Origin of the sequence: Nocardiopsis sp. CNT312 (genome assembly GCF_000515115.1) — a bacterium.
Taxonomy (GTDB): Bacteria; Actinomycetota; Actinomycetes; order Streptosporangiales; family Streptosporangiaceae; genus Nocardiopsis.
Window position 1 is genome coordinate 324,873 of record NZ_KI911536.1, and the last position, 21,619, is coordinate 346,491.

The window sequence follows — 21,619 nt, forward strand, 5'->3', positions numbered from 1 at the left end:
GGGACGGGTCCACTGTTCCTCTCTCTGCGCCTTCGCGCGTTGGATGTGCCTGAAACGGCCTGTGTGTGCGATGAGAACGTTCGAACGCGGGGAAGGGTTCCCGGTCAGCCCCCGACGGGGGCGTCGGCCTCCCCGCCCAGGGAGGCCCACTCGCGGTGGCGCGCCTCGGCGAGGGCGATCGCGGTGGCCACCGCCACGTTGAGCGATCCGACCCGGCCGATCTGCGGGATGTAGGCCACGGCGTCCGCGCCCGCCAGCAGAGCGGGGGAGCAGCCGTGGTCCTCGGCGCCCACGGCCAAGCACACGTCCGGTTCGAGCGGGGCGGCGTGCAGGGGGAGCGCACCGGAGGCGAGTTCGACCGCCACCACCTTGTAGCCGTCCGAGCGCACGTCCTCCAGCGCCTCGGCGGTGGTGGGGAAGCGGGTGTGGGAGACCTTCGCCGCGGTTCCCAGCGCGGTCTTGCCGACCTTGGGGTCGTCGGGGTCGGCGCTGTTGCCCGTGAGCCACAGGCGGTCCACGCCCAGCGTCGCGCACGTGCGCAGGATCGAACCCAGGTTGAAGGGCTGGGTGACGGATTCGACGAGAAGGGCGACGCGCCCCTCCGTGCGCCTGCGCCACTGCCGGTTCAGGCGTTTGACGTCCGTGGGACGCAACTGCGTGCTCAACTGCGGTGTGTTCCTCAGCGGGTGGGGACGGATTCTCGATTCTGCCAGTGCTCGCCTCAGGTTAACCGGTCGGGGGGTCGACCGCACTCCTCACCTGGGGCACAACGGGCAAAATTGGTGTTACGACGTTTCGTCGGTGCCGGAACGGCGCACGCGCAGCACCCGGAACCCTGCGCGGGAGGCCGTGCGTTCGGCGGGCAGGCCCTGGGAGTCCAACCACCTCTGCAGCGAGTCGGCGCCCAGGTGGCGCTGCACCACCAGGTGGGCCTCACCTCCGGGGGCGAGGCGGCCCAGCCACGTCAGCAGCATCGCGTGCAGTACCCCCTTGCCCACCCGGATGGGCGGGTTGGACCACACCGCATCGAAGGGCCCGGCCAGGTCCCGGTCCGTGCAGGAGAGGTCGTCCGGCCGCTGCGGCTCCTGGTCCGCGGCCAGGCCGCCCCCGGGGGAGACCACGGCGAAGCGGGCGCCCCCCAGCCCGTGCTCGGCCGCGTTGCGCCGGGCCAGGCCCACGGCCCGGGAATTGACGTCCACGCCCAGGACACGGGCGCCGGGGGCGCGTGAGGCCAGGGTCAGGGCGATGGGTCCGTAACCGCAGCCCAGGTCCAGCAGCCGTCCTTGCGCCGGTGGCGGCGGCACCGTCTCCAGCAGCACCCGGGTCCCCAGGTCGACCCGGTCGGGCGAGAACACGCCCCGGTCGGTGCGCAGCCGCAGGTGCAGGTCGGGCAGGACGAGGTCGGCCGTCGACGGGCGGCTGGCGGTGCCGGGGTCGGGGTCGAAGTAGTGCTGGGCCACGCAGCGACGGTACCAGCACCGCAAGCGAGGGGAACCGCACGGCAAAAACCTCCCGTTCCAGCGGGAACGAAATCGTCAACCCCCGGGACCGGACGCCCGGCCGTGCCCAAGATGGAGGTAGCCGAGGTTTGTGGGGGAGAGCATGCGAGCACAGGTAGGAGACCGGTTGGTCGTCGAGAGCCCGCGCGACGACGCACACCGCAGGACGGGGATCGTGACCGGCGTCCGGGGCAGCGGCGGGGAACCGCCGTACCAGGTGCACTGGCTCCAGAGCGGGCACGGACACGACGACCTCGTGTACCCCGGACCGGACGCCCACATCGAGCCCACGTCAAAGGCCGCGGACACACAGGCGGAGGGGGCGAGCACCATGCAGACGACCAAGCGCTGGGACGTCGACGTCGTCGTGTCGGAGGAGAGCGAGGGAGAGGCCGCGCGAACCTGGGCCGAAGTCGGCATGATCGCCGACGACGGGACGGCTCTCAGAGGCCACGGCATGGCCCGCAAGCACCCTGCGGACCTGGACGTTCCCGAGATCGGCGAGGAACTGGCCGTGTCGCGTGCGCTGTCCGACCTCTCCCGCCAGCTTCGCCAAGTGGCGGCCGAGGACATCAACGAGAACACCGGCACCCCGTGGCGGCCGAGCTGAGGGCTCCGCTGCGACGGCGTGTGAACCATGCGGCCCCCGGCACCCGCCGGGGGCCGCCCGCGGTCCGGCACCCGCCGGGGGCCGCCCGCGGTCCGGCCCCCGCGCGGCGACACCGCCGTGACCGGAAGCGGTCACCGCCGTCACACCCACGGGCACCCGATGGTCATCCGGATCGGGCACACTCGGAAAAGGCGGGTCACCACCCAACCCTAGGAGACGCCTTTGACCACCCCCTCCGGAGCTCAGGCCACCCCTGCCCGTGTACTGGGTACCGCCGACGCGGTGGCCATCGGCGCGGGAGCGATGCTCGGCGCCGGAGTGTTCGCCGTCTTCGCTCCGGCGGTGGTCGGCGCGGGAGCCTGGCTGCCGGTCGCCATCGTCGTCGCCGGCGCGATCGCCTACTGCAACGCGGTCTCCGCCGCCCGCCTCGCCGCCCGCCACGCCCGGTCCGCCGACGCCTACGTCTACGGACGCGAGCGCCTGGGCGAGCTGTGGGGGTACCTGGCGGGCTGGGCCTTCGTCGTCGGCAAGACCGCTTCCTGCGCGGCGATGGCCCTGACCTTCGCCGCCTACGCCGTGCCCGGCTGGGAGCGGCCCGTCGCCGCGGCAGCCGTCGCCGCGGTCGTCGTCCTGGACCACTGGGGGGTGCGCCGCTCCACACTGGCAGTCAAGGCCGTGCTCGTGGGGGTGCTGGCCGTCCTGGCCGCCGTCGTCGTCGCCATGGGCTTCAGCGGACGTCTGGCCGCCGTCACCGAGGTGGACGGACTCGGCCCCTGGCCCGGGTCCTTCGGCCTGCTCGGCGCGGCCGGCGTGATCTTCTTCGCGTTCGCGGGCTGTGCGCGCGTGGCGACGCTGGGCGGGGAGGTCCGCGACCCGCGCAGGACCATCCCCAGGGCGATCGCCCTCTCCCTGGGCGGGGTGCTCGCCCTGTACCTGGTCGTGGGCACCGGCGTACTCATCGTCCTGGGCCGCGAGCGCCTGTCCACGAGCACCGCGCCGCTGGTCGACGCGGTCCGGGTGGCGGGCTTCGACACCCTGGCTCCCGTCGTCGTCGCCGGTGCCGCCGTCGCGAGCCTGGGGGCCCTGCTGTCGCTGCTGCCGGGGGTGGCCCGCACCGCCGCGGTGATGGCCGAGGACGGCCACCTGCCGCGCTTCCTGCGCGGCCTGTACCCGTCTTCGGGCGTCCCCCACCGCGCGAGGATCGCGGTCGGCGCGGTGGTCGTGGCACTGGTGCTGCTCACCGACCTGTGGGGGGCGATCTCCTTCTCCGCCTTCAGCGTCCTGGTCTACTACGCCATCACCAACGCCTCGGCGCTGAGGCTGGGGCCGGACGAGGACCGTCCGCCGCTGCTGGTGCCGGTGGCCGGGCTGGTGGGGTGCGTGGTCTTGGCGTGCAGTCTTCCGCTGTCCGTGGGGGCGGTGGGACTGGCCGTGCTGGGGTCCGGCGCGCTCCTGTGGTGGCTGCGCGAGCGGCACCGCTGAACCGTTCGGCTCAGCGGTCCCCGGCCGGGCGGCCGACCAGGTGCCCCAGTCCGCACCTGGCCGTGGTGGACAGGCGCAACCCGCCCAGTTCCTCGGGGGTGAACCACCCGCAGTCGGAGGTGGAGCCGCCCGTCTCCACCACGCGTGCGGTGACCGGTTCTCCCACGTGCACGTGGAAGAAGACCCACACGCCGTGCACCTGCGGACCGGGGGGCGCGGTCCGGTGGTGGCCGGTCACCGCGATGAGCTCTCTGACGGTGCCGTGCTGGCCGGTCTCCTCGAACACCTCGCGCCGCAGGGCCTCGCGCACGCCCTCCCCAGCGTCCACGCCCCCGCCCGGAAGGTGCCAGGTGCCCGCGCCGGGGAAGCCCTCGGCGATCAGGCTGAGCAGCAGGCGGCCGTCCGGGCCGGTCACGATCCCGTAGGAGGCCACCCGGCTCAGCCGGGGGCGGCCGTCGGCGGGCGCCTCCTCGGGGGCCAGTTCCGCGACCGAGGGGGCCAGCGGTCCGGCCAACGGGGGGCGCGCCCCCTCCGCTTCGGCGAACACGAGGCGGTCCACGTGCACGGTGCCGCCCTCTGGGGAGGGGCCCAGTTCGGTGAGCACGTCCACGGCCGACAGGGGCGCGTCCGGGGCCAGGCCGCCGAGTTCGCGGGCCACCGCCTCGGGGGACTCGGGGAACCTCAGACGCCGTCCGCGTACGGCGGTCCCGGTCTTCGGGACCAGGTGGACGGTGACGCGGCGCGCGGTGGCCCGGGAGGGCCTCACAGCACCCCCGAGGGGGCCGCGGTGGGCAGGCCGACCAGATGGAGCAGCTCGTCGAGGCCGGAGACCATGGTCACGCCTTCGAAGCCCCTCCCGCCCCGGCGGTCGATCACGACGGGGTGCATGTGCGCGGCCCGGGCCCCCACGCCGTCGGACTGGATCTGGTCGCCGACGTGCCAGCAGGCGCGCGGGTCCACGCCCAGGCGCTGGGCGGCCGTCTCGAAGATGCGCGGGTCGGGCTTGCCCGCGCCGACGGTGTCGGCGCAGACCACGGCGTGGAAGTAGGGGGTCAGCTCCAGGGCCTGCATCTTGGCGTGCTGGAGGGATTCCACGCCGTTGGTGACCACGGCCAGACGGTACCCGGCGGAGGCCAGGGCGTTCAGTGCGCGGTGCGTGTCGGGGAAGACCTGCCAGCCCGAGCGGTGGGCGTCCAGGTAGAGGCGGTAGAGGTCGTCGCACTGCTGGTCGACCAGGTCGGAGCGTCCGGCCTGGACGGCCAGCGCCCGTATGCGCTCGCGGCGCTGCTGCTCCAGGCTGATCTTACCGCGCAGGTAGGTGCCGAAGGAGATCTCGGTCTGTACCTCCCACAGGGTCCGTGCGGCGGAGAAGTCGGGGTGGCCGATCCGTTCCATGACCGCACGCAGCCCCGTGGACGACGCGGCGCTGTCGTCGATGAGTGTGTCGTCCAGGTCGAAGCAGATCGCGGTGGGTGCTGCTGCGGGTATGTTCGGCATCTTTCCTCAACTAGCAGGGCAGGACAAAACATGGCAACGCTAACCCGTGGACACGACAGGAATAGGGTAAACCCCTATTAAACGGATGTTGCTAACATCACAGTGTGCGGGGGTGGGGTCGGGGGAGGAGCCCGCTCACCGGAGGGAGGCGGTCACGGCATCCGCTGGAACCACAGGAGCGAGGTCACGGCCGTGGCCAGGCCCAGCAGGAGAGCGCCCAGGACGAAGCGTGTGACGATTTCCTCATGGACCCACTCGGTGCCCAGCGAGGAGCCGATGTCCTCGTAGACGTCGTTGAGCTCGTTCTCGGACGCGGCCTCGTAGAAGTGCCCCCGGGTGCCGTCGGCCAGTTCCATGAGCGCCTCCTTGTCGATGTCGGCGGGCACCTGGTAGCCGTCGATCTCGATCAGTGCGGCACCACTGCCGAAGGCGATCGTCGATACCGGGATGCCCGCCTCCTCGGCGACGGACGAGGCCTCCGCGATCGCCCGCCCGCTGGTGTTCTCACCGTCCGACAGCAGTACGATCGCCGACGGGGGAGGGTCCTCGGCGGACTCCTCGTCGAAACCGCGGATCGCCTCCAGCGAGGCGAACACGCCCTCGCCGATCGCCGTGCCCGGACCCAGCCGCAGGTTCTCGATCGAGGTGACCACCGCCTCGTGGTCCTGGGTGGGCGAAGCCACCACCGTCGCCGTCGAGGAGAAGGACACCAGGCCCACGTTGAACCGGTCGGGGAGGGTGTCCACGAACCCCTGGGCGGACTTCTTGGCCGCGTTCAGCCGGTCGGGCTCGATGTCGGTGGCTGCCATCGACAGGGACACGTCCACCGCCACGATGATCGTGGCCCGCTCCCGGGGCGCCTGCACCGGCATGGCGGGCACTGCCATCGCCGCGATCAGCACTGCCAGGGTGAGCGCGAACAGCACGGGGGGGACGTGGCGGCGCAGGTCCGGGCGTCGGGGCACCACCTGGTCCAGCAGGGCCAGGTTGGTGAAGCGCGCCGTGTACCGCCGACGGCGGGTCTGGGCGAACATGTAGGCCGCGACGAGCAGCACGATCACCAGCAGCCACCACAGCCGCTGCGGCTCCAGGAAGGTCATGCGCCCCGCCTCCGTCCGTCCGCGCCCCGGTACGGCTGTCGCCCGTGCCGTCGGTGTCGCATCCTCTGCCGCCGTTCCGTGGTCACCGGGGCGTCCCCGGGGTGTGCCTGGCCAGGTGGTGCGCGGTCCGGCGCTGGTGGATGACGAACCGCGCGGTGTCCAGAACCCAGTCGCGGTCGGTGCGCAACACGAGGTGGTGGACGCCGCACCGCCGTAGGGCAGCCCGGATCGCCTGCCTCTGGGCGTGCGCGGCCCGCCGGTAGCGCTCACTGACCCGTGCGGTCAGACGGATGTCGCGCACAGCCCCGGTCCGCGGGTCGCGCAGGGTCACCGATCCGATGTCGGGCACGTCCAGTTCCCTGGGGTCGACCACCTCCACGACCAGCACCTGGTGGCGCGAGGACAGCTGCCGCAGGGGCCGCTCCCAGCCGGGGGACCCGCCCTCCCCGGCCGGGTCGTCCAGGAAGTCGGAGACGACCACGCGCAGCCCTCGGCGCCGCCGGGTGCGCACCAGGTCGGTCACCGCGTCGGCCAGTGTCGCGCCGGCCGGGTGGGGGGCGTCCCCCGTAGGAGCGGCCGCCACCGTGGCCAGGAGTGAGAGCAGTGCCTCCTTGCCGGAGCGGGCGGGCCAGCGCCGGACCGTGCCCTGGTGGAGGAAGTGCGCGCCGAAGCGGTCGCCCACCCGCTGGGTGAGCAGGTTCGCCGCCACCATCGCGCCGACGGCCACCTGGCGCTTGGTGTGCAGGCCCGTGCCGAAGTCCATGCCCGGAGACAGGTCCAGCAGGGTCCAGCTCTCCAGCTCGCGGTCGGCGACCAGGTCGCGCACGTGCGGGACGTCGGTGCGGGCCGTCACCGCCCAGTCCATGAGGCGGACGTCGTCCTCCCCCGGCTGGTACAGGCGGGCCTCGGCCGCTTCCGACCCGGGCCCCAGGCGCAGCCCGAGGTGCTCGCCGTGCAGCAGCCCCTCCAAGCGGTGCACGATGCGCAGGTCCAGCCGGCGCAGCGCGGCCCGCAGGCGCGCGTCGGTTCCCAACATCGGCGCGGACACGGGGCTCACCTCGGGGATGCGAAGGAGGCCGTCTCGCCGCTGGGCGGTTCGTCCCAGATCACCCGGGGCGCCAGGACCGTGGACAGGATGCGGTCGACGACCTGGCCGGCGGTGACCCCGTCCGCGAGGGCGTCGAAGGTCAGCACGAGCCGGTGGGCGATCACGTCACGGGCCAGCACCCTGACGTCGTCGGGCAGGACGTAGTCGCGCCCGCGCAGGACGGCCAGGGCGCGCGCGGCCGCGACCAGGCCGAGGGTGGCGCGGGGGCTGGCGCCCACCTCCAGAACCTGGCGCAGGTCCGGCATCTGGTGGCGCTCGGGCTCACGGGTGGCCATGACCAGGCGCACCACGTAGTCGGCGATGAGCTGGTGCACGTGGACGCGCTCGGCGTCCGACTGCAGTTCGCTGAGAGTGACCGGGTCCAGCACCTGGTGCGCCGTGGGCGGACGGGTGCTCATCCGGCGCAGGATCTCCATCTCTTCGTGCGCGCCGGGGTGCCCGACGTCGACCTTCATCAGGAAGCGGTCCCGCTGCGCCTCGGGCAGCGGGTAGACGCCCTCCGACTCCACGGGGTTCTGGGTGGCGATGACGATGAACGGGGAGGGCAGCGGATAGGTGGTGCCGCCGAGGGAGACCTGACCCTCGGCCATGACCTCCAGCAGCGCCGACTGCACCTTGGCCGGAGCGCGGTTGATCTCGTCGGCGAGGACGAAGTTGACGAAGACCGGACCCAGTTCGACGTCGAACCTCTCGGTGGAGGGGTGGTAGATCCGGGTCCCCACGATGTCGGAGGGCACCAGGTCGGGAGTGAACTGGATGCGGGAGAAGGAGCCGCCGGTGACCTTGGCCAGGGTCGACACCGCCAGGGTCTTGGCGACGCCGGGAACGCCCTCGATGAGGCAGTGGCCCCGGGCGACGAGGGCGATGAGGGTGCGTTCCACCATCCGGTCCTGGCCGACGATGACGGTGGAGACCTCCTGGAGCGCCGAGCGCAGCAGCCTGGTGGGCTCGCCCGGGGTGCCGTCCGCGCCCTGAGGGGGCACGGCTCCGGGTGAGTTCTCTGACATCTTCCGCCTCTCCGACTGGGAGCCCCGCGTGACAGGTAGCGCCGCATAGGGTGTGGACCACCCGCTTGTGGCGACACTACCCGCTTCACCCGGGAGATTCCGGGACACGACGCCACGTGGCGGGCGGCTGAGTCGTTGAACGAGGGGACCACGACATGGGGGTTGCCACCCGGGGCCTGCACGGGGACGATCCCCGCCAACTGGGCGGGTTCCGCCTGCTCGGCAGGGCGGACACCTCCCCGGTGGGGGTCGTGTTCCTGGGCCGGGACGCCTCGGGGGCCGAGGTGAGCGTGGCCGTGCTGCACTCCGGCGCCGGTGCCGATCCCCGGGCGAGGGAGAGGTTCGTACGGGCGATCCGCAGCCGGGACGACGTCCTGGCGGCGCGCACCCGCGGCCGGTCGGTGCTGTGGGTCGCGCTGCCCGGTGCCGCCTCCGCGGCGGGGGAGGTTCTCAGGGAGGTTGCCGAGGGCGGTCCGGTGGTCGCCGACGGGCCGGTCGTGCTGCCGTACTGGGCCGGGGAGCGGCCGGGGACCGCCGCGCGCTGGGCGCCTCTGCAGGACCATCGGGAGGCCGGGGCCGTGCCGGGGGAGCGGAACTGGTGGCTGGTCGGTGCTCTGGCCGCCTTCCTGGTCTTCCTGCTGTTGCTGGTCACGGCCCTGTACTGGTGGATGCTGCAGTTCCCTCCGCCGGAGATGCCTCCGCCGGGGCCGATCCAGATCGAGCCCGAGGACGCAGAGGAGGGTGAGTCGGCCCCACCGGTGGTGGAGGAGCCCGCTCCGGAGACGCCGAGGCCCCCGATGGAGGGGGAGGACCTGGAGGGCGACCCCGAGGACCACCTGTGAGGTGGAGGGCGACCCCGGTGGAAGTGCCGCGTCGTCCTCTGCAGACCCGCATAAATCTACAACGTAAAGATGGTGGTTTGGTTTTACACCAAACTCAGAAGACACCAAAAAGACAATCGCGCGGCTACGCCGCACGCTTTCCGAGCTGAGCCGGGAGCGGTGTGCCACCGTCGGATCGGACATGGGGCTGAAACATGTTCAGGGGCGGAGAGCGGGCACGGCCCGTCCCGTTCCGGGGCTTGCGCCGGGTGGGGCGGCCCCGGCCGTCTGCGCGGCCCTGGATGCGGTGACCGCCGGTGGGGCCGGTCCACGCCCGGCGTCTGCTTATGCTGGTCGTCGTGTTGAGGAAAGTGGTCGCGACGCGGTACGTCCTGCCGCTGCGCGAAGGGGGCTCGCTTCCCGGTCTGGTCGAGGCCGACGACTCGGGGATGTACGTGGTCAAGTTCGTGGGGGCCGGGCAGGGGCGCAAGACGCTCGTGGCCGAGGTCGTCACCGGTGAACTCGGGCGGGCCCTGGGGTTGCCGGTCCCCGAGTTGGCACTGGTGGAACTGGATCCGGTGATCGGGCGGGGCGAGCCCGACCCCGAGGTTCAGGAACTGCTCAAGGCCAGTGGCGGACTCAACCTCGGGATGGACTTCCTGCCCGGGTCGCTGGGGTTCGATCCCCTGGCTTTCGACACCGATCCCGGGTTCGCCGGCCGGGTGCTGTGGCTGGACGCTCTGACCGGCAACGTCGACCGCTCCTGGCGCAACCCGAACATGTTGCTGTGGCACGGGCGCCCCTACCTCATCGACCACGGGGCGACACTCGTCTTCCACCACAGTTGGGCGAACGCGGAGCGGTTCGTCTCCCGCCCCTACGACGCCTCCGACCACGTCCTGTCGGGTTTCTCTCCCGACCTGGCCGCCGCGGACGCGGCACTGGCCCCCGCCGTGGGGGAGGAACTCCTGCGGGCGACGGTGGACCTGGTACCGGACGAGTGGCTGGCCGACGAGCCGGGGTTCGGCTCTCCCGGCGAGGTGCGTGACGCCTACGTGCGGCACCTGCTGGCTCGGCTTTCGGAGCGCTCCTGGCTGCCGGAGGCGGGGCGGTGAGCGGGGGCGGCCGCTACAGCGACGCGGTGACGACCGGACGGGTGGGCGAGGAGCGCGACCGGTGTGTGTTCGAGTACGCGCTGGTGAGGGTGGTGCCCTGCCTGGAGCGCGGCGAGTGCGTGAACGCGGGGGTGATCGTCTACTGCCAGGAGCGGGCGTTCCTGGTGGCCTGTACGGCGCTGGATGAACGGAAGCTGCTGGCGCTGGCCCCGGACGCCGACGTGGTGGGGGTGCGGAGAGCCTTGGCCGCGGTCGAGGCTACGTGTGCGGGCGGCCCGGCGGCGGGGGCGGCCGGTGGTGAGCGCCCCGGGCAGCGGTTCCGTTGGCTGACCGCGCCCAGGAGCACGATTGTGCAGACGGGGCCGGTGCACGGGGGGCTGACGAAGGATCCGGCGGCCGAGGCGGAGCGGCTGCTGGAGCGGCTGGTGCGCTGAGGCGGGGCCCGGGTAGCGCAAGTCACAACGGATGCCGGGGGTTGCCGGGACGCTTTTGGCGTTCAACAGTGTTGATAGGGGATGGCCTGGGGTGTTCGTCGTGCCCCGGTGGTGTCCCCTGGCCCCCTCCCCCTCGTGTTTTGGAGCGCTCGTGCAGTCATCGGAGTCCCTGTCAGTCGAGTCGGTTCCCGGGGCGAGTGGTGCGGACCGGCCCGCCCGGCCGCGCCGTTCGGTTGCCCTCTTGGTCCTGGTGTTGGGTGTGCTGACGGGCCTGGGCCCGTTGGCGACCGACATGTACCTGCCGGCGTTTCCTCAGATTGCCGATGACCTGGCGGCGACCGAGGGGCAGATCCACCTCACACTGACGGCGATGATGCTCGGGTTGGCGGTCGGACAGTTGGTGATCGGCCCGATGAGCGATGCGGTGGGTCGGCGCAGGCCGCTGCTGGTGGGCGTGGCGCTGTTCACGGTGGCGTCCGTATTGTGCGTTTTCGTACCCGACGCGACGGTGTTCGCGGTGGTGCGGTTCTTTCAGGGCGCGGCGGGTGCGGCCGGCGCGGTGATCGCCCGCGCGGTGGTGCGCGACCTGTTCTCCGGTGATGAGGCGGTGCGGTTCTTCTCCCGGCTGGCTCTGGTGATGCTGCTGGCGCCGCTGCTGGCCCCCTTGGCCGGGGCACAGTTGTTGCTGGTGGGGCCGTGGCAGGTGAGCTTCTGGGTGCTGGCGGCGGTGTCGGTGCTCAGTTTCGTCTTGGCTTTGGTGTGGCTTCCGGAGAGCCTGCCGATGGAGGAGCGGCGTGCGCGGGGGCCCCGGGAACTCGCCGTGACGGTGGGGCGGCTGTTGCGTGATCCGCGGTATGTGGCTCCGGTGCTCACGGTCGGGTTGAGTTTCGGGATGCTGTTCACCTATGTGTCGTCGTTCTCGTTCGTGGCGCAGGAGGGGTTCGGTGCCTCGCCCCAGGTGTACGCGTGGTTGTTCGCGGTGAATTCGCTGGGGCTGATGGCGGGGACGCAGATCAACGGGGTGCTGGTGGGGCGGGTGGAGGCGCCGCGCCGGTTGGCTCTGGGGTTGGTGATCGCGCTGGTGGCGGTGGTGTCGCTGTTGGTGTTCGAGTTGTGCGGTGCGGCGACGCTGGCGGTGGTGTCGGCGCTGCTCGCGCTGATGATGTTCAGCGTCGGGTTCATCATGCCCAACGCGACGGTGTTGGCGCTGGATGATCAGCCGGTGGCGGTGGCGGGCACGGGTTCGGCGCTGATGGGCGCGTTGCAGTTCGCGATGGGGGGCGGTGTGGCCGCGTTGGCCGGGATGACCCCGTCGGGTGAGGCCTCGGTGCTGAGTATGGCCGTGGTGATGGCGGCGTCGGCGGTGCTGTCGTTGGCGGCGTTCGTGTGGTCCGTGCGTTCGAAGGTCCGATGACCGGTCGTGTGCTGGGGGTCGTGTACCTGGTCAGGGTTGCCGTGGGGTGGTGTGTCCGGGCACAGTAGGTGCTCATGTTCCCCTTTCGTGACGGGCCTGCTGATATGTGATCCCGTTGCCGACGTGTCAGAGGATGATGGTCTATGGCCGGGTCGAGTGTCAGTCCGGGTGTGCGTGGGCGAGAACTGTCCGGGCTGGGCGAGTTGGTGTACGAGTTGGCTCGGGAGGCCCCGGACGTCGAGGCGTTCACTGTGCCCGGTGAGGGCGGGGGCTGGCGGCGGCGGACTGTGGGGGAGTTCGCCACGGAGGTGACGGCTCTGGCCAAGGGGCTGGTCGCGTCGGGGGTGTCCGAGGGGGATCGGGTGCTGCTGGTGGCGGGGGTCCATCACGACTGGGCTCGTGTGGCGTTCGCCGTGTGGTCGGTGCGTGCGGTGCTGGTCCCGGTGTCGGACTCGGCTTCGGTGGAGCGGGTGGCCCATGTGGTGCGTCAGACGCGTCCTGCGGCGGCGGTGGTCGAGGGCGAGCGGGTGTGGCATGTGGTGTCGGGGTTGCAGCGTGAGGTGTCGGATCTAGGGCGTGTGTGGCGCCTGGAGGGCGGTGCCGGAGAGATCGTGCGGCTGGGTGCGTACATGGACACCTCGGCGGTGCGGTTCCGGCGGGATGCGATCGCTGCTGAGGACACCGCGGTGGTGCTGTATCCGATGAGTACGGTGTCGCGGCGGATGCGGGGTGTGGTGCTCTCGCACGGTGCTCTGCGGGACGCGGCGGCGGACGTGGTGGACCGGATGTGGCCGCGGTTGTCGGAGTTGAAGCCGGGGCAGGCGAGTGCGTTGGTGGATCTTCCGCTGTCGGAGATCTCGGGGTTGGCTTCGTTGTTGGCGTGTGTGATGGGCCGGGTGCGGTTGGGGCTGGTGGCTCCGGGGTCGCTGTCGGCTCTGGTGTCCTCGTTCGCTCCGACGGTGCTGGTGGGGTCGGCGGGTCTGTTGGAGGGCGTGTATGAGGGTGAGCGGGACCGTGCCCGGTTGATGGGGTGGGATTCGCTGGGGACGTTCAACGCGGCGGCGGATGCGGCGGTGCAGTTCGATCGGGCGCCGAAGAAGAGTCCGTGGCGGCGGTTGTCGCGGTCGATGTACGACTGGTCGCTGGGTCGGGTGCGTGAGGTGTTCGGTGGCCGGGTGCATCTGGTGGTGTGTTGGGGCGGGGGGCTGTCCGAGCGGTTGGACCGGTTCTTCAGCGGTATAGGGATGCCGGTGGCGCAGGTGTTCGGTACGCCTGAGACGGCTGGTGTGTTCGTGGCCAATGCGGTGGGGGACCGGTTGGCTGGGTCGGTGGGGCGTGCGTTGGAGGGGCGTGAGGTGTGGGTGTCGCGTGAGGGCGAGGTCCATGTGCGCGGGGGCGGCCTTTTCTCGGAGTACTGGGGGGACGGTGAGGCGACGCGCGGTGCGTTCCGTGAGGGATGGTTGGCCACGGGGGTGCTGGCGGACATGGACGAGGACGGGTTCGTGCGTGTGCGGGGACGGCTTCGGCCCCAGGCGGCGGTGGTCGAGGTTCCGGGGCGGTTCGCGGTACCGGAGCGTGCTGTGGAGCCGGTCACGGAGCCGGTGACGCGGGTGGCGCCTGCGCTGGAGGAGGGTGCGGTGCCTGTGGTGGCGGAGGGTACGGCGGAGCCGGTCGATGACGCGGCGCTGCTGGCCGAGTTCGAGGGTCGGTTGCGTGCGCATCCGTTGGTGAGCCAGGTGTTGGTGATCTCGGAGGGGCGGCCGTTCGCGAGTGCGTTGATCACGTTGGTGCGTGATCAGTTGGAGTACTGGCGTCTGGTGAACGGGCGTCCGTTGTCGATGGCGCCTGAGGAGATCGCGGGTGATCGTGATCTGCTGCGTGAGGTGCAGGGGTTGGTGTATGAGGCCAACCGGAGTGTGCCGCGGCGGTTGGCTGTGCGGTCCTTCCATGTGTTGGCGGAGGAGTTCACGGTGCAGTCGGGTTTGGTGGCACCGTCGGGTGAGTTGCGGCGTGATGCGGTGTTGCGGGCGTTCTCGGAGGAGATCGACGGGTTGTACCGGGTGGTGCGCGACCGGGGTTAGGGCGTGTTGGTGTCGGTGCCGTTCGTGGGGGAGCCGCGGCCATCAGGCCGCGGCTTCGTTGTGTTCACTGCCCGTTGAGGTAGGCGAGGACGGCGAGGACGCGGCGGCTGTCGTCGGAGGAGGGGGGCAGGTCGAGTTTGGTGAAGATGTTGTTGATGTGCTTGCTGACGGCTTTGTCAGTGATGTAGAGGCGGGCGGCGATGGCGGAGTTGGAGCGGCCCTCGGCCATTTCGGCGAGGACTTCGCGTTCGCGGGGGGTGAGTTGGGCGAGGGGGCCGCTCTGGTCCTGGCGGGCGAGGAGCTGGGAGATGACGGCGGGGTCCATGGCGGTGCCGCCGGCGGCGACGCGGCGGACGGCTTCGATGAACTGGCCGATGTCGAAGACGCGGTCTTTGAGGAGGTAGCCGACGCCTCCGGTGGCGTCGGAGAGGAGTTCGCGGGCGTAGAGCTGTTCGACGTGTTGGGAGAGCACGAGGATGGGCAGTCCGGGGATGTGGGCGCGGGCGGCGAGGGCGGCCTGGAGGCCTTCGTCGGTGAAGGTGGGTGGGAGGCGGACGTCGACGACGGCGACGTCGGGGCGGTGCTGGGTGAGGGCGGTGTGGAGTTCGGGGCCGTTGTCGACGGCGGCGACGACGGTGCAGCCGTGGGCTTGGAGGAGGCGGATCAGTCCGTCTCGGAGGAGGGCCAGGTCTTCGGCGATGACAACGCGCACGGGATCTCCAGGGTCACGATGGTGGGGCCGCCCGGGGGGCTGGTGAGGTTCATCGTGCCATCGAAGGCGTCAAGGCGGCGTGTGATGCCGGTCAGGCCGCTGCCGGGGGCGGGGGCGGCGTTTCCGGTGCCGTTGTCTGTGACGGTGATGACGAGGCGGCCTTGTCCGTGGTTGATGCGGATCCAGGCGTGGGTGGCGTGGCTGTGTTTGGCGGTGTTGGTGAGGAGTTCGGCGATGGCGAAGTAGGCGGCGGACTCGACGGGGTCGGCGGGGCGGCCTTTGAGGTCGGCGGTGGTGTGGACGGTGAGGGGGTGGGTGAGGGCTAGGGCGTGGACGGCGCCTTGGAGGCCGCGTTCGACGAGGACGGGTGGGTGGATGCCGCGGACGAGGTCGCGGAGTTCGGTAAGGGCGTGGCGGGTGGTTTCGCGTGCTTCGGTGAGCATGGTGCGGGCGGTATCGGGGTCGTGGGTGATGATCTGTTCGGCCATGCCGAGGGTCATGCCGAGGGCGACGAGGCGGGCTTGGGCGCCGTCGTGGAGGTCGCGTTCGATGCGGCGGATTTCGGAGGCCTGGGTGTCGATGGTGTTGGCGCGGCTGGTGGCGAGGTGGGCGACGCGTGCGGTGAGGCGGGCTTTTTCGCTGGGGATGAGGAGGAGGCGGTTGAAGGCGAGGTAGGTGTTGAGGGCTTTGGGGGTGGTGTAGAGGCCGAGGGTGGTGAGGAGGAGGCCGGTGGTGAGGGATAGGAGGTGCTCTGTGGTGGTGGTGGGGGTGTAGAAGCCGTAGAGGGGGACGGTGGTGAAGGTGAGGAGGGTCTGGTAGGTGCCGTGGATGAGGAGGGTGCAGGGGAGGGCGATGAGGAGGAGGTTGGGGAGGGCGGAGATCTGCCAGAGGATGTCTCTCCAGGTGGTGGTGTCGGTGATGAGGGCGTTGGCGCGGCGGATGATGCTGCCTGCGGGTAGGGGGCGGTAGGCGGAGGGGATGGGGCCTTGGGGGTGGAGGTGGCCGAGGGTGCGGCGTTGGGAGTCGGCGAGGGCGCGCAGGAGGGTGGCGGTGAGGATGACGAAGGGGAGTCCGATCCAGATGAGGGTGAGGAGGGCGGAGAGGAGGACGAGGGGGGTGAGGATGAGGGCTGCGGTGTTCTGGGAGAGGAGGAGGAAGAGGTAGGCGGGGGTGGTGAGTGGGCCGGGGCGGTGGTGGGTGCGGTGTGTGGTGTTCATGGCGGGCTTCGGTGTGGGTCCCCGAAGGTGGGTGCCCTCTCCTGGGTGGGTGCGGGTGGGTGTGGTGTCCATTGTGGCGTGTGGGTGGGGGTGGGGTGGTGGAGGTTTTGCTGGTTGTTTGGTGGGTTGTGGTGGTTTCTTGGTGTGGCTGGGACGGTTTTCGGGGTGGTGTGCGGGTGGCGATTTCCCGTGTTCGGTCGGGACCTGTGATGATCGGTGTGTGTGGCGAGAACTGATCCTGCAGATGTATCCGGAGGCCGATCTGAGTGATCCGGCTGATGAGGTGGCTCTTGCCGAGGCGGAGAAGCGGTTGATGCTGCCTTTGCCGTTCGAGTTGGCGTCGTTGTTGCGTGAGACGGACGGGGTCACCAACGAGTACGGGGATGCGGTGGTGTGGAGTGTGCGGCGTCTGGTGGAGGACAATCTGGCGATGCGTGTGGAGCCGGACTATCTGGAGCTGTACGCGCCCTTCGACGAGATGATCTTCTTCGGGGATTCGGATATGGGGCCGCAGTTCGCGTACGTGCACACGGACTATGGTCCGGGGATCGTGGTGTGGGACCATGAGACGGATCGGCGGCGGCTGGTGGTGGTGTCGTTGCGTGACTACCTGGCTCGGTGCTTCATCCAGGGGAATGCGTGGTTTCGGTGAGGGTGCGATCTTGGTAGGGGTTTGACCAGCTGTTTCGTGCTATTTTTCGGGTGCTGGGTGGTGTTGTGGCCCCTGGCGTCTCCCCGAGATCGTAGTGAGAGTAGGACCATGTCGGAGCAGTCCACGCCCGCGCAGGTAGCCGCCGTCGTCCAGGGCCGGGAGGTGGCGGACTACCCGGTGCTGGCGCCTGAGGCGGCGCGTGGCCGGGTGCGGGCGATCACGGCGCGGGGCGAGGAGGTACTGCACCGGCGGGGTGTGGACGTGCCCGATGAGATGCTGGGCGGGGCGGAGCTGGCTCGGCTGATCGACGACATGTTCCGGACGATGTATGCCGCCGAGGGTGTGGGGTTGGCGGGGAGCCAGGTCGGGGTGGGGTGGCGGTTGTTCGTCTATGACTGCCCTGATGATGACGGTGTGCGGCATGTGGGGCATGTGGTCAATCCGGTGCTGGAGGCGCGCGACCCCGACGACGCGGTGGTGGTGGAGAACGAGGGGTGCCTGTCGGTGCCGGGGCCGCATGCGGAGTTGGGGCGGGCCGAGCATGCCACGGTGCGGGGTGTGGACCGTGACGGCGGGCCGGTGGTGGTGTCGGGTAGCGGGTACTTCGCGCGGTGTCTTCAGCATGAGACGGACCACACGCTGGGCAAGTTGTATGTGGACCGGTTGTCGGCGCGTGAGCGCAAGCGGGTGCTGAAGAAGATGAACGAGATGTCGGAGGGTGTGTTCGAGCGGCGGCGGGTGCGGGCGAAGGAGTTGGAGGAGGAGCTGCCGGGCTGAGGGCCGTATGCGGTGGGGGGGCGTGCCCGGGATGTCGGGCACGCCCCCTTCGTGGTGTGTGGGGTCAGATCTGGCCGCGGGGGAGGGTGGCGCAGTGTTCGTTGCTCTCGGGGTCGTGTGTGAGGGGCTGGCCGGTGCCGTCGGTGCGGTGGTGGTCTTGGCCCGGGTGTGCTCTGAGGGTGGTGAGGCGTTCGGCTCGGTGGTCTTGGGTTCGGGGATGCGCGGGAACAGGAGGGCGGTGCCTCTGGGGCCGCAGGAGGACCTGGGGGGCGTTGTGGGCGGGGGTATCGCCTCGGAGCTTCGGGGCGGGTGCAAGGTATTTGTTTTTGGTGCTTTTGCCGTGCGCTATGGGTCCGATTTCGTAGTTCTAAGAGGGCCATTGTGGTGATGTGGTCTGATGTGTGGCCCGGTGGTGGTGCGGGTGGGGTCAGCTCCTGCCGCGGCGGGCGGTAGATTGCCCGGCATGGACAACGGGGACGGCGGAGCCGCGGCGGACGCGGCGCAGCGGGTGATCGTGTACACCGACGGGGCGTGCAGTGGCAACCCCGGCCCGGGAGGGTGGGGTGTGTGGCTGCGCTATGGCGAGCACGAGAAGGAGCTGTACGGCGGTGAGGAGCGTACGACCAACAACCGGATGGAGCTGATGGCGGCGATCCGGGCGCTGGAGAGCCTGAGTCGGCCGGTGCCGGTGCTGGTGCATACCGATTCGTCGTATGTGCGCAACGGGATCACGTCGTGGATGGCGAACTGGAAGCGGCGCGGGTGGCGCACGGCGGACAAGAAACCGGTGAAGAACGTGGACCTGTGGCAGCGTCTGGAGGAGGCGGCCTCGCGGCACGAGGTGGAGTGGCGGTGGGTGCGCGGCCACAGCGGTGACGCGGGCAACGAGCGGGCCGACGGGTTGGCGCGGCGGGGCCGGGACGAGGCGTCGGGGCGGTAGGCGGGGTGTTTCGGGCGCATCGCGCCGTTCCTGTTCCGGGGTGTGTTCGGCGGGTGGAGGGGACCGTCCGCGGGGCGGGCCCCTCGTGGGTGCGGCGGCGGTTCAGTACCGGGTGGCTGATGCCCGCTCGATGAGTCCGGTGGTGAACGCGGCGGTCTCGTCGGGGTTCTCCTTGGCCGTGCGGACGCGTCGAGGCCGAGTCGGGAGCTCCAGTCCTGGGAGATGACACCGACGGGCATCGTGAGAGGAGGGAGTCGAAGAACTCCTCGTGGTCCACGGCGGCGGTCATCTCGGGTAGGCCCATCGGCCGGGCCGTCAGATACAGGTGCCAGGCGACCTTGGTGTCGACGTCCCGCAGGGCGGCCCAAGGTGTCCATGGTCGGTAGTACGTCCGGGTTGGCGAGGCAGTCCACCGCTTCGGGGTGGTCGGGCGCGGTGCGTTCGTGGCCGACCGGGCTGAACTGTTTGAATCCGAGTTCGCGGGCGATGAGGTGCGTGGGAGGGCGGTCGGCCCCCGGCCGCCGATGTCGGTACTGAGTATCACGCCAGGGTCGATACGGCCTCTCGCGGATCGTGCTGCTCCAGACCGGTCTGGGGCAGCACGAGGGTGGTGCCGCTGTCGGCGGCCATGCACCGTCAGGACCCGGCCGGTGGCGGGGGTGTGATCGGTGGGGCGGTCAGGCCTGTTCGCCCTCGGGGGCCTCGGCCATGAGACGGCGGGCGCCGGTGCCGTCGGTGGCCAGGGCGTCGTTGGGGTTGGCCAGGGCGCAGGAGTTCAGGGACAGGCAGCCGCAGCCGATGCAGTCGGTGAGGTCGTCGCGGAGGCGGACGAGTTGTTCGATGCGGGTGTCGAGTTCGTCGCGCCATTGCTGGGACAGGCGTTGCCAGTCCTGGGGGGTGGGTGTGCGGTGGTCGGGGAGGGTGTCCAGGGCCTGGCGGATGCGGGCCAGGGGCAGGCCCACGCGCTGGGAGACGCGGATGAAGGAGACGCGGCGCAGGGTGTCGCGGCGGTAGCGGCGCTGGTTGCCGGTGGTGCGGCGGCTGTGGATGAGGCCTTGGCGCTCGTAGAAGTGCAGGGCCGAGACGGTGACTCCGGCGCGCCTGGCGACCTGTCCGACGGTGAGTTCCTTGGCGGTGGGTGGCACCGGTCCATTTTAGGTGTGGGGGCGGTGCAGGGCGTAGAGGCGGGCGTAGGCGCCGCCGCGGGTGAGGAGTTGGCGGTGGGTGCCGGTTTCGGTGACGTGTCCCTCGCGTAGGAGCAGGATGCGGTCGGCGGTGGGTGCGGGGTGGAGGGTGAGTTGGAGGAGGCCGGTGTGGGGTGGGAGGGGGTTGGGTGTGGTGGGTGGGGGGTCGGTGTGTAGGAGGAGGCAGGGCGGGGTGGGCGGGGTGGGTGGGTTGTGGTGGATGGGGGCGTGGGTGGTGAGGTGGCCGCGGGTGGGGTGGATGTGGTTGGTGAGGAGGTGGGCGAGGTGGGTGGTGGCGGTGGTGGGCAGGCCGATGAGGGCGATGTGTTCGCCGGTGTGGACGGTCAGGTCCAGGCGGGACAGGACGGTGCGCCGGTCGTGGGTGAGGGACACGTCGTGGAAGTGCACGAGCGGCCGGGGCTGGGGCCGTTCTGTGGCGGGGCTGTGGTGGAGCTTGCCACGGTGGGAGAGCCTCACGGGTGTCCGTTCTTCCGGTGGGTCCGTCGGTAGTGGTTGGGATGGCCTGGGCGGTGTGGTGGTTGTGTCGGGCAGGGTCTCTTTCACGGTATCGGTGGTGGGGCGGTAGGGGGCTCTGGTCGAGGTTGGCGGCCAGGTGGGTGGGGCCGTCGGCCTGCGGCCTGGGCGGGGAGGCGGGGCGGCAGGAGACGCGGACGGGGTGGGGCGCGGTCGTGTGAGAGGCGTTGGACGATGCCGGGCTGGCCGGGGCAGCGCTTGCCCTGGGAGGGGGTGATGCACACGCGGGTGACGGTGCTGGCGGTTCCCCGGATGTGGGGCGTGGCAAGGACCATCGCAGTAGGTGGAGCGGAGTGGTCTGTGGGGCGGCTGGTGTTGGGGTGGTCTTCAGTGGAAGGAGGGTGCTGTGAACACTGTGTGAAGAGCGGTGCGCGGATCTTGTGGTGTGTCTTGTGGGGGTGCTTGGCTTTTCGTGTTGTTCACGGTGGTGAACGGCTTTCTTCCTCGTTTCCCCTGAAGGGTGTGTCGTATGTCCGAGGGAACCTCATCGGCTCTTCCCGCTTCTTTGGCCGGTCGTGTGGCGGTGGTCACTGGTGCCTCCAGCGGTTTGGGGGAGGCTGTGGCCGAGCACCTGGCGGAGTTGGGTGCACGCGTGGTGCTGATGGCGCGGCGTGTGGAGCGGTTGGAGGAGTTGGCCGACCGGATCGGTAAGGACGGCGGTTCCGCTGTGGTGGCCGCTGTCGATGTGACCGATGGCGCGGCGGTGCAGGAGGTGGCTGATCGTGTGGATGGCGAGTGCGGTGGGGCCGACTTGGTGTTCAACAACGCCGGTATCTCGGTGGCAGGGCCTTTCGAGCAGTTGGACATGGAGCAGTGCCAGCGCCAGATCGATGTGAACGTCACGGGGATGATGAACGTGATCACCGCGTTCACGGGGCAGTTGGTGAGGGCCGCGCAGGAGCGCGGGGTCGCCGATCTGGTGAACACGTCGTCGATCGCGGCGCAGAACATCTATCCGAACTTCGCTGTCTACGCGAGCAGCAAGGCCTACATCACGCACATGTCACGGCACCTGCGCGCTGAGCTGGGAGGCAAGGGTGTTCGAGTGTCGGCGGTGGAGCCGGGGATGGTGGGCACCGAGCTGCAGAGCCATGTCACCGATGAGGGTGTGCTCCAGTGGCTGGAGGCCTCTAAGGAGACGATGGAGTGGCTGACGCCGCCGGATGTGGCGCGGACGGTGGGGTTCTTGGCCGCGCTGCCGCCGCGGGTGAACCTGCAGCAGGTGACGATCATGCCGACCCGTCAGGCGAGTTGAGTCCGCGTTGTCCGTTGGCTTCGGGTCCGTCCACGTGTGTGGGCGGGCCCGCGGTGTGTGGCGGGTGAGGTGGTCGCCGGGGTGGTGCTGCCGGTGCGACTGGTGCGGGCGTGATGGCCGTCTGCGTCCGCAAGGGGTGGGTGGTGTTGTGGGAGTGGCCGGGCCCGCCGCCCCGGAGGG

Annotated in this window: 22 protein-coding genes; 11 read left to right on the top strand and 11 right to left on the bottom strand. The window is 70.6% G+C overall.

From position 1 onward, the window contains the following. Window positions 1-104: 104 nt before the first annotated feature. Both B042_RS0118380 and B042_RS0118385 read right to left on the bottom strand, forming a co-directional pair. Window positions 105-665, bottom strand: a complete 561-nt coding sequence (locus B042_RS0118380) for a TrmH family RNA methyltransferase (protein ID WP_028649557.1) — start codon at window positions 663-665, stop codon at window positions 105-107. A gap of 120 nt (window positions 666-785) precedes the next feature. Next, complete coding sequence (locus B042_RS0118385; protein ID WP_028649558.1) at window positions 786-1,460, bottom strand: class I SAM-dependent methyltransferase; 675 nt, start codon at window positions 1,458-1,460, stop codon at window positions 786-788. Between the two features lie 142 nt (window positions 1,461-1,602). On the opposite strand from B042_RS0118385, the gene B042_RS25340 reads away from it, so the two are divergent. After that, the gene (locus tag B042_RS25340; protein ID WP_081748877.1) at window positions 1,603-2,109 is read left to right on the top strand and encodes a dsRBD fold-containing protein; all 507 of its coding nucleotides are present in this window, start codon (window positions 1,603-1,605) and stop codon (window positions 2,107-2,109) included. Window positions 2,110-2,331: 222 nt separating this feature from the next. Next, a complete protein-coding gene (locus tag B042_RS0118395; protein WP_028649560.1) occupies window positions 2,332-3,591 on the top strand; it encodes an APC family permease in 1,260 nt (419 codons plus the stop codon). A gap of 10 nt (window positions 3,592-3,601) precedes the next feature. On the opposite strand, the gene B042_RS0118400 is transcribed toward B042_RS0118395, so the two are convergent. The 5 genes from B042_RS0118400 to B042_RS0118420 all read right to left on the bottom strand — a co-directional run bounded on the left by B042_RS0118400 (window position 3,602) and on the right by B042_RS0118420 (window position 8,303). Then, window positions 3,602-4,357, bottom strand: coding sequence for an NUDIX hydrolase (locus B042_RS0118400; RefSeq protein ID WP_028649561.1), 756 nt, complete (start codon window positions 4,355-4,357; stop codon window positions 3,602-3,604). Continuing rightward, on the bottom strand, window positions 4,354-5,088 hold the full coding sequence (locus B042_RS0118405; protein WP_028649562.1) for an HAD family hydrolase: 735 nt from the start codon (window positions 5,086-5,088) through the stop codon (window positions 4,354-4,356). The genes B042_RS0118400 and B042_RS0118405 overlap by 4 nt, the downstream gene beginning before the upstream one ends. A 152-nt stretch (window positions 5,089-5,240) precedes the next feature. Then, window positions 5,241-6,188 carry a VWA domain-containing protein gene (locus B042_RS0118410; RefSeq protein ID WP_028649563.1) on the bottom strand — a complete coding sequence of 316 codons (948 nt, stop codon included), beginning with the start codon at window positions 6,186-6,188 and terminating at the stop codon, window positions 5,241-5,243. Between the two features lie 82 nt (window positions 6,189-6,270). After that, the gene (locus tag B042_RS0118415; protein ID WP_369797730.1) at window positions 6,271-7,224 is read right to left on the bottom strand and encodes a DUF58 domain-containing protein; all 954 of its coding nucleotides are present in this window, start codon (window positions 7,222-7,224) and stop codon (window positions 6,271-6,273) included. A 17-nt stretch (window positions 7,225-7,241) separates the two neighbouring features. Continuing rightward, the gene (locus B042_RS0118420) at window positions 7,242-8,303 is read right to left on the bottom strand and encodes a MoxR family ATPase (RefSeq protein ID WP_028649565.1); all 1,062 of its coding nucleotides are present in this window, start codon (window positions 8,301-8,303) and stop codon (window positions 7,242-7,244) included. Window positions 8,304-8,458: 155 nt separating this feature from the next. On the opposite strand from B042_RS0118420, the gene B042_RS0118425 reads away from it, so the two are divergent. The 5 genes from B042_RS0118425 to B042_RS0118445 all read left to right on the top strand — a co-directional run bounded on the left by B042_RS0118425 (window position 8,459) and on the right by B042_RS0118445 (window position 14,168). Continuing rightward, entirely contained in the window at window positions 8,459-9,145 is a 687-nt protein-coding gene (locus B042_RS0118425) for a hypothetical protein (RefSeq protein ID WP_028649566.1), read from the top strand. A 326-nt stretch (window positions 9,146-9,471) separates the two neighbouring features. Next, window positions 9,472-10,239 carry a HipA family kinase gene (locus B042_RS0118430; protein WP_028649567.1) on the top strand — a complete coding sequence of 256 codons (768 nt, stop codon included), beginning with the start codon at window positions 9,472-9,474 and terminating at the stop codon, window positions 10,237-10,239. After that, window positions 10,236-10,673 carry a DUF3037 domain-containing protein gene (locus B042_RS0118435; protein WP_028649568.1) on the top strand — a complete coding sequence of 146 codons (438 nt, stop codon included), beginning with the start codon at window positions 10,236-10,238 and terminating at the stop codon, window positions 10,671-10,673. The genes B042_RS0118430 and B042_RS0118435 overlap by 4 nt, the downstream gene beginning before the upstream one ends. Window positions 10,674-10,914: 241 nt before the next feature. Continuing rightward, the gene (locus B042_RS0118440) at window positions 10,915-12,087 is read left to right on the top strand and encodes a multidrug effflux MFS transporter (RefSeq protein ID WP_028649569.1); all 1,173 of its coding nucleotides are present in this window, start codon (window positions 10,915-10,917) and stop codon (window positions 12,085-12,087) included. A 143-nt stretch (window positions 12,088-12,230) separates the two neighbouring features. Beyond that, entirely contained in the window at window positions 12,231-14,168 is a 1,938-nt protein-coding gene (locus B042_RS0118445) for an AMP-binding protein (RefSeq protein ID WP_028649570.1), read from the top strand. Window positions 14,169-14,232: 64 nt separating this feature from the next. Here B042_RS0118445 and B042_RS0118450 read toward each other — a convergent pair whose 3' ends face one another. Then, window positions 14,233-14,880 carry a response regulator transcription factor gene (locus tag B042_RS0118450; protein WP_028649571.1) on the bottom strand — a complete coding sequence of 216 codons (648 nt, stop codon included), beginning with the start codon at window positions 14,878-14,880 and terminating at the stop codon, window positions 14,233-14,235. Further along, on the bottom strand, window positions 14,832-16,097 hold the full coding sequence (locus tag B042_RS0118455; RefSeq protein ID WP_028649572.1) for a sensor histidine kinase: 1,266 nt from the start codon (window positions 16,095-16,097) through the stop codon (window positions 14,832-14,834). Before B042_RS0118455 ends, B042_RS0118450 begins: the two co-directional genes overlap by 49 nt. Before the next feature lie 220 nt (window positions 16,098-16,317). On the opposite strand from B042_RS0118455, the gene B042_RS0118460 reads away from it, so the two are divergent. From B042_RS0118460 to rnhA, 3 genes are all read left to right on the top strand, one after another. Next, entirely contained in the window at window positions 16,318-16,749 is a 432-nt protein-coding gene (locus B042_RS0118460; RefSeq protein ID WP_028649573.1) for an SMI1/KNR4 family protein, read from the top strand. Between the two features lie 108 nt (window positions 16,750-16,857). After that, complete coding sequence (gene def, locus B042_RS0118465) at window positions 16,858-17,526, top strand: peptide deformylase (protein ID WP_028649574.1); 669 nt, start codon at window positions 16,858-16,860, stop codon at window positions 17,524-17,526. 463 nt (window positions 17,527-17,989) lie between these two features. Next, the gene (gene rnhA / locus B042_RS0118475; protein WP_028649576.1) at window positions 17,990-18,466 is read left to right on the top strand and encodes a ribonuclease HI; all 477 of its coding nucleotides are present in this window, start codon (window positions 17,990-17,992) and stop codon (window positions 18,464-18,466) included. Window positions 18,467-19,143: 677 nt separating this feature from the next. Here the strand turns inward: rnhA and soxR are convergent. Then, complete coding sequence (gene soxR, locus B042_RS0118485) at window positions 19,144-19,611, bottom strand: redox-sensitive transcriptional activator SoxR (RefSeq protein ID WP_028649577.1); 468 nt, start codon at window positions 19,609-19,611, stop codon at window positions 19,144-19,146. A gap of 9 nt (window positions 19,612-19,620) precedes the next feature. After that, the gene (locus B042_RS25910) at window positions 19,621-20,127 is read right to left on the bottom strand and encodes a hypothetical protein (RefSeq protein ID WP_028649578.1); all 507 of its coding nucleotides are present in this window, start codon (window positions 20,125-20,127) and stop codon (window positions 19,621-19,623) included. 526 nt (window positions 20,128-20,653) lie between these two features. On the opposite strand from B042_RS25910, the gene B042_RS0118495 reads away from it, so the two are divergent. Next, complete coding sequence (locus B042_RS0118495; RefSeq protein ID WP_028649579.1) at window positions 20,654-21,439, top strand: SDR family oxidoreductase; 786 nt, start codon at window positions 20,654-20,656, stop codon at window positions 21,437-21,439. Window positions 21,440-21,619: the final 180 nt, after the last annotated feature.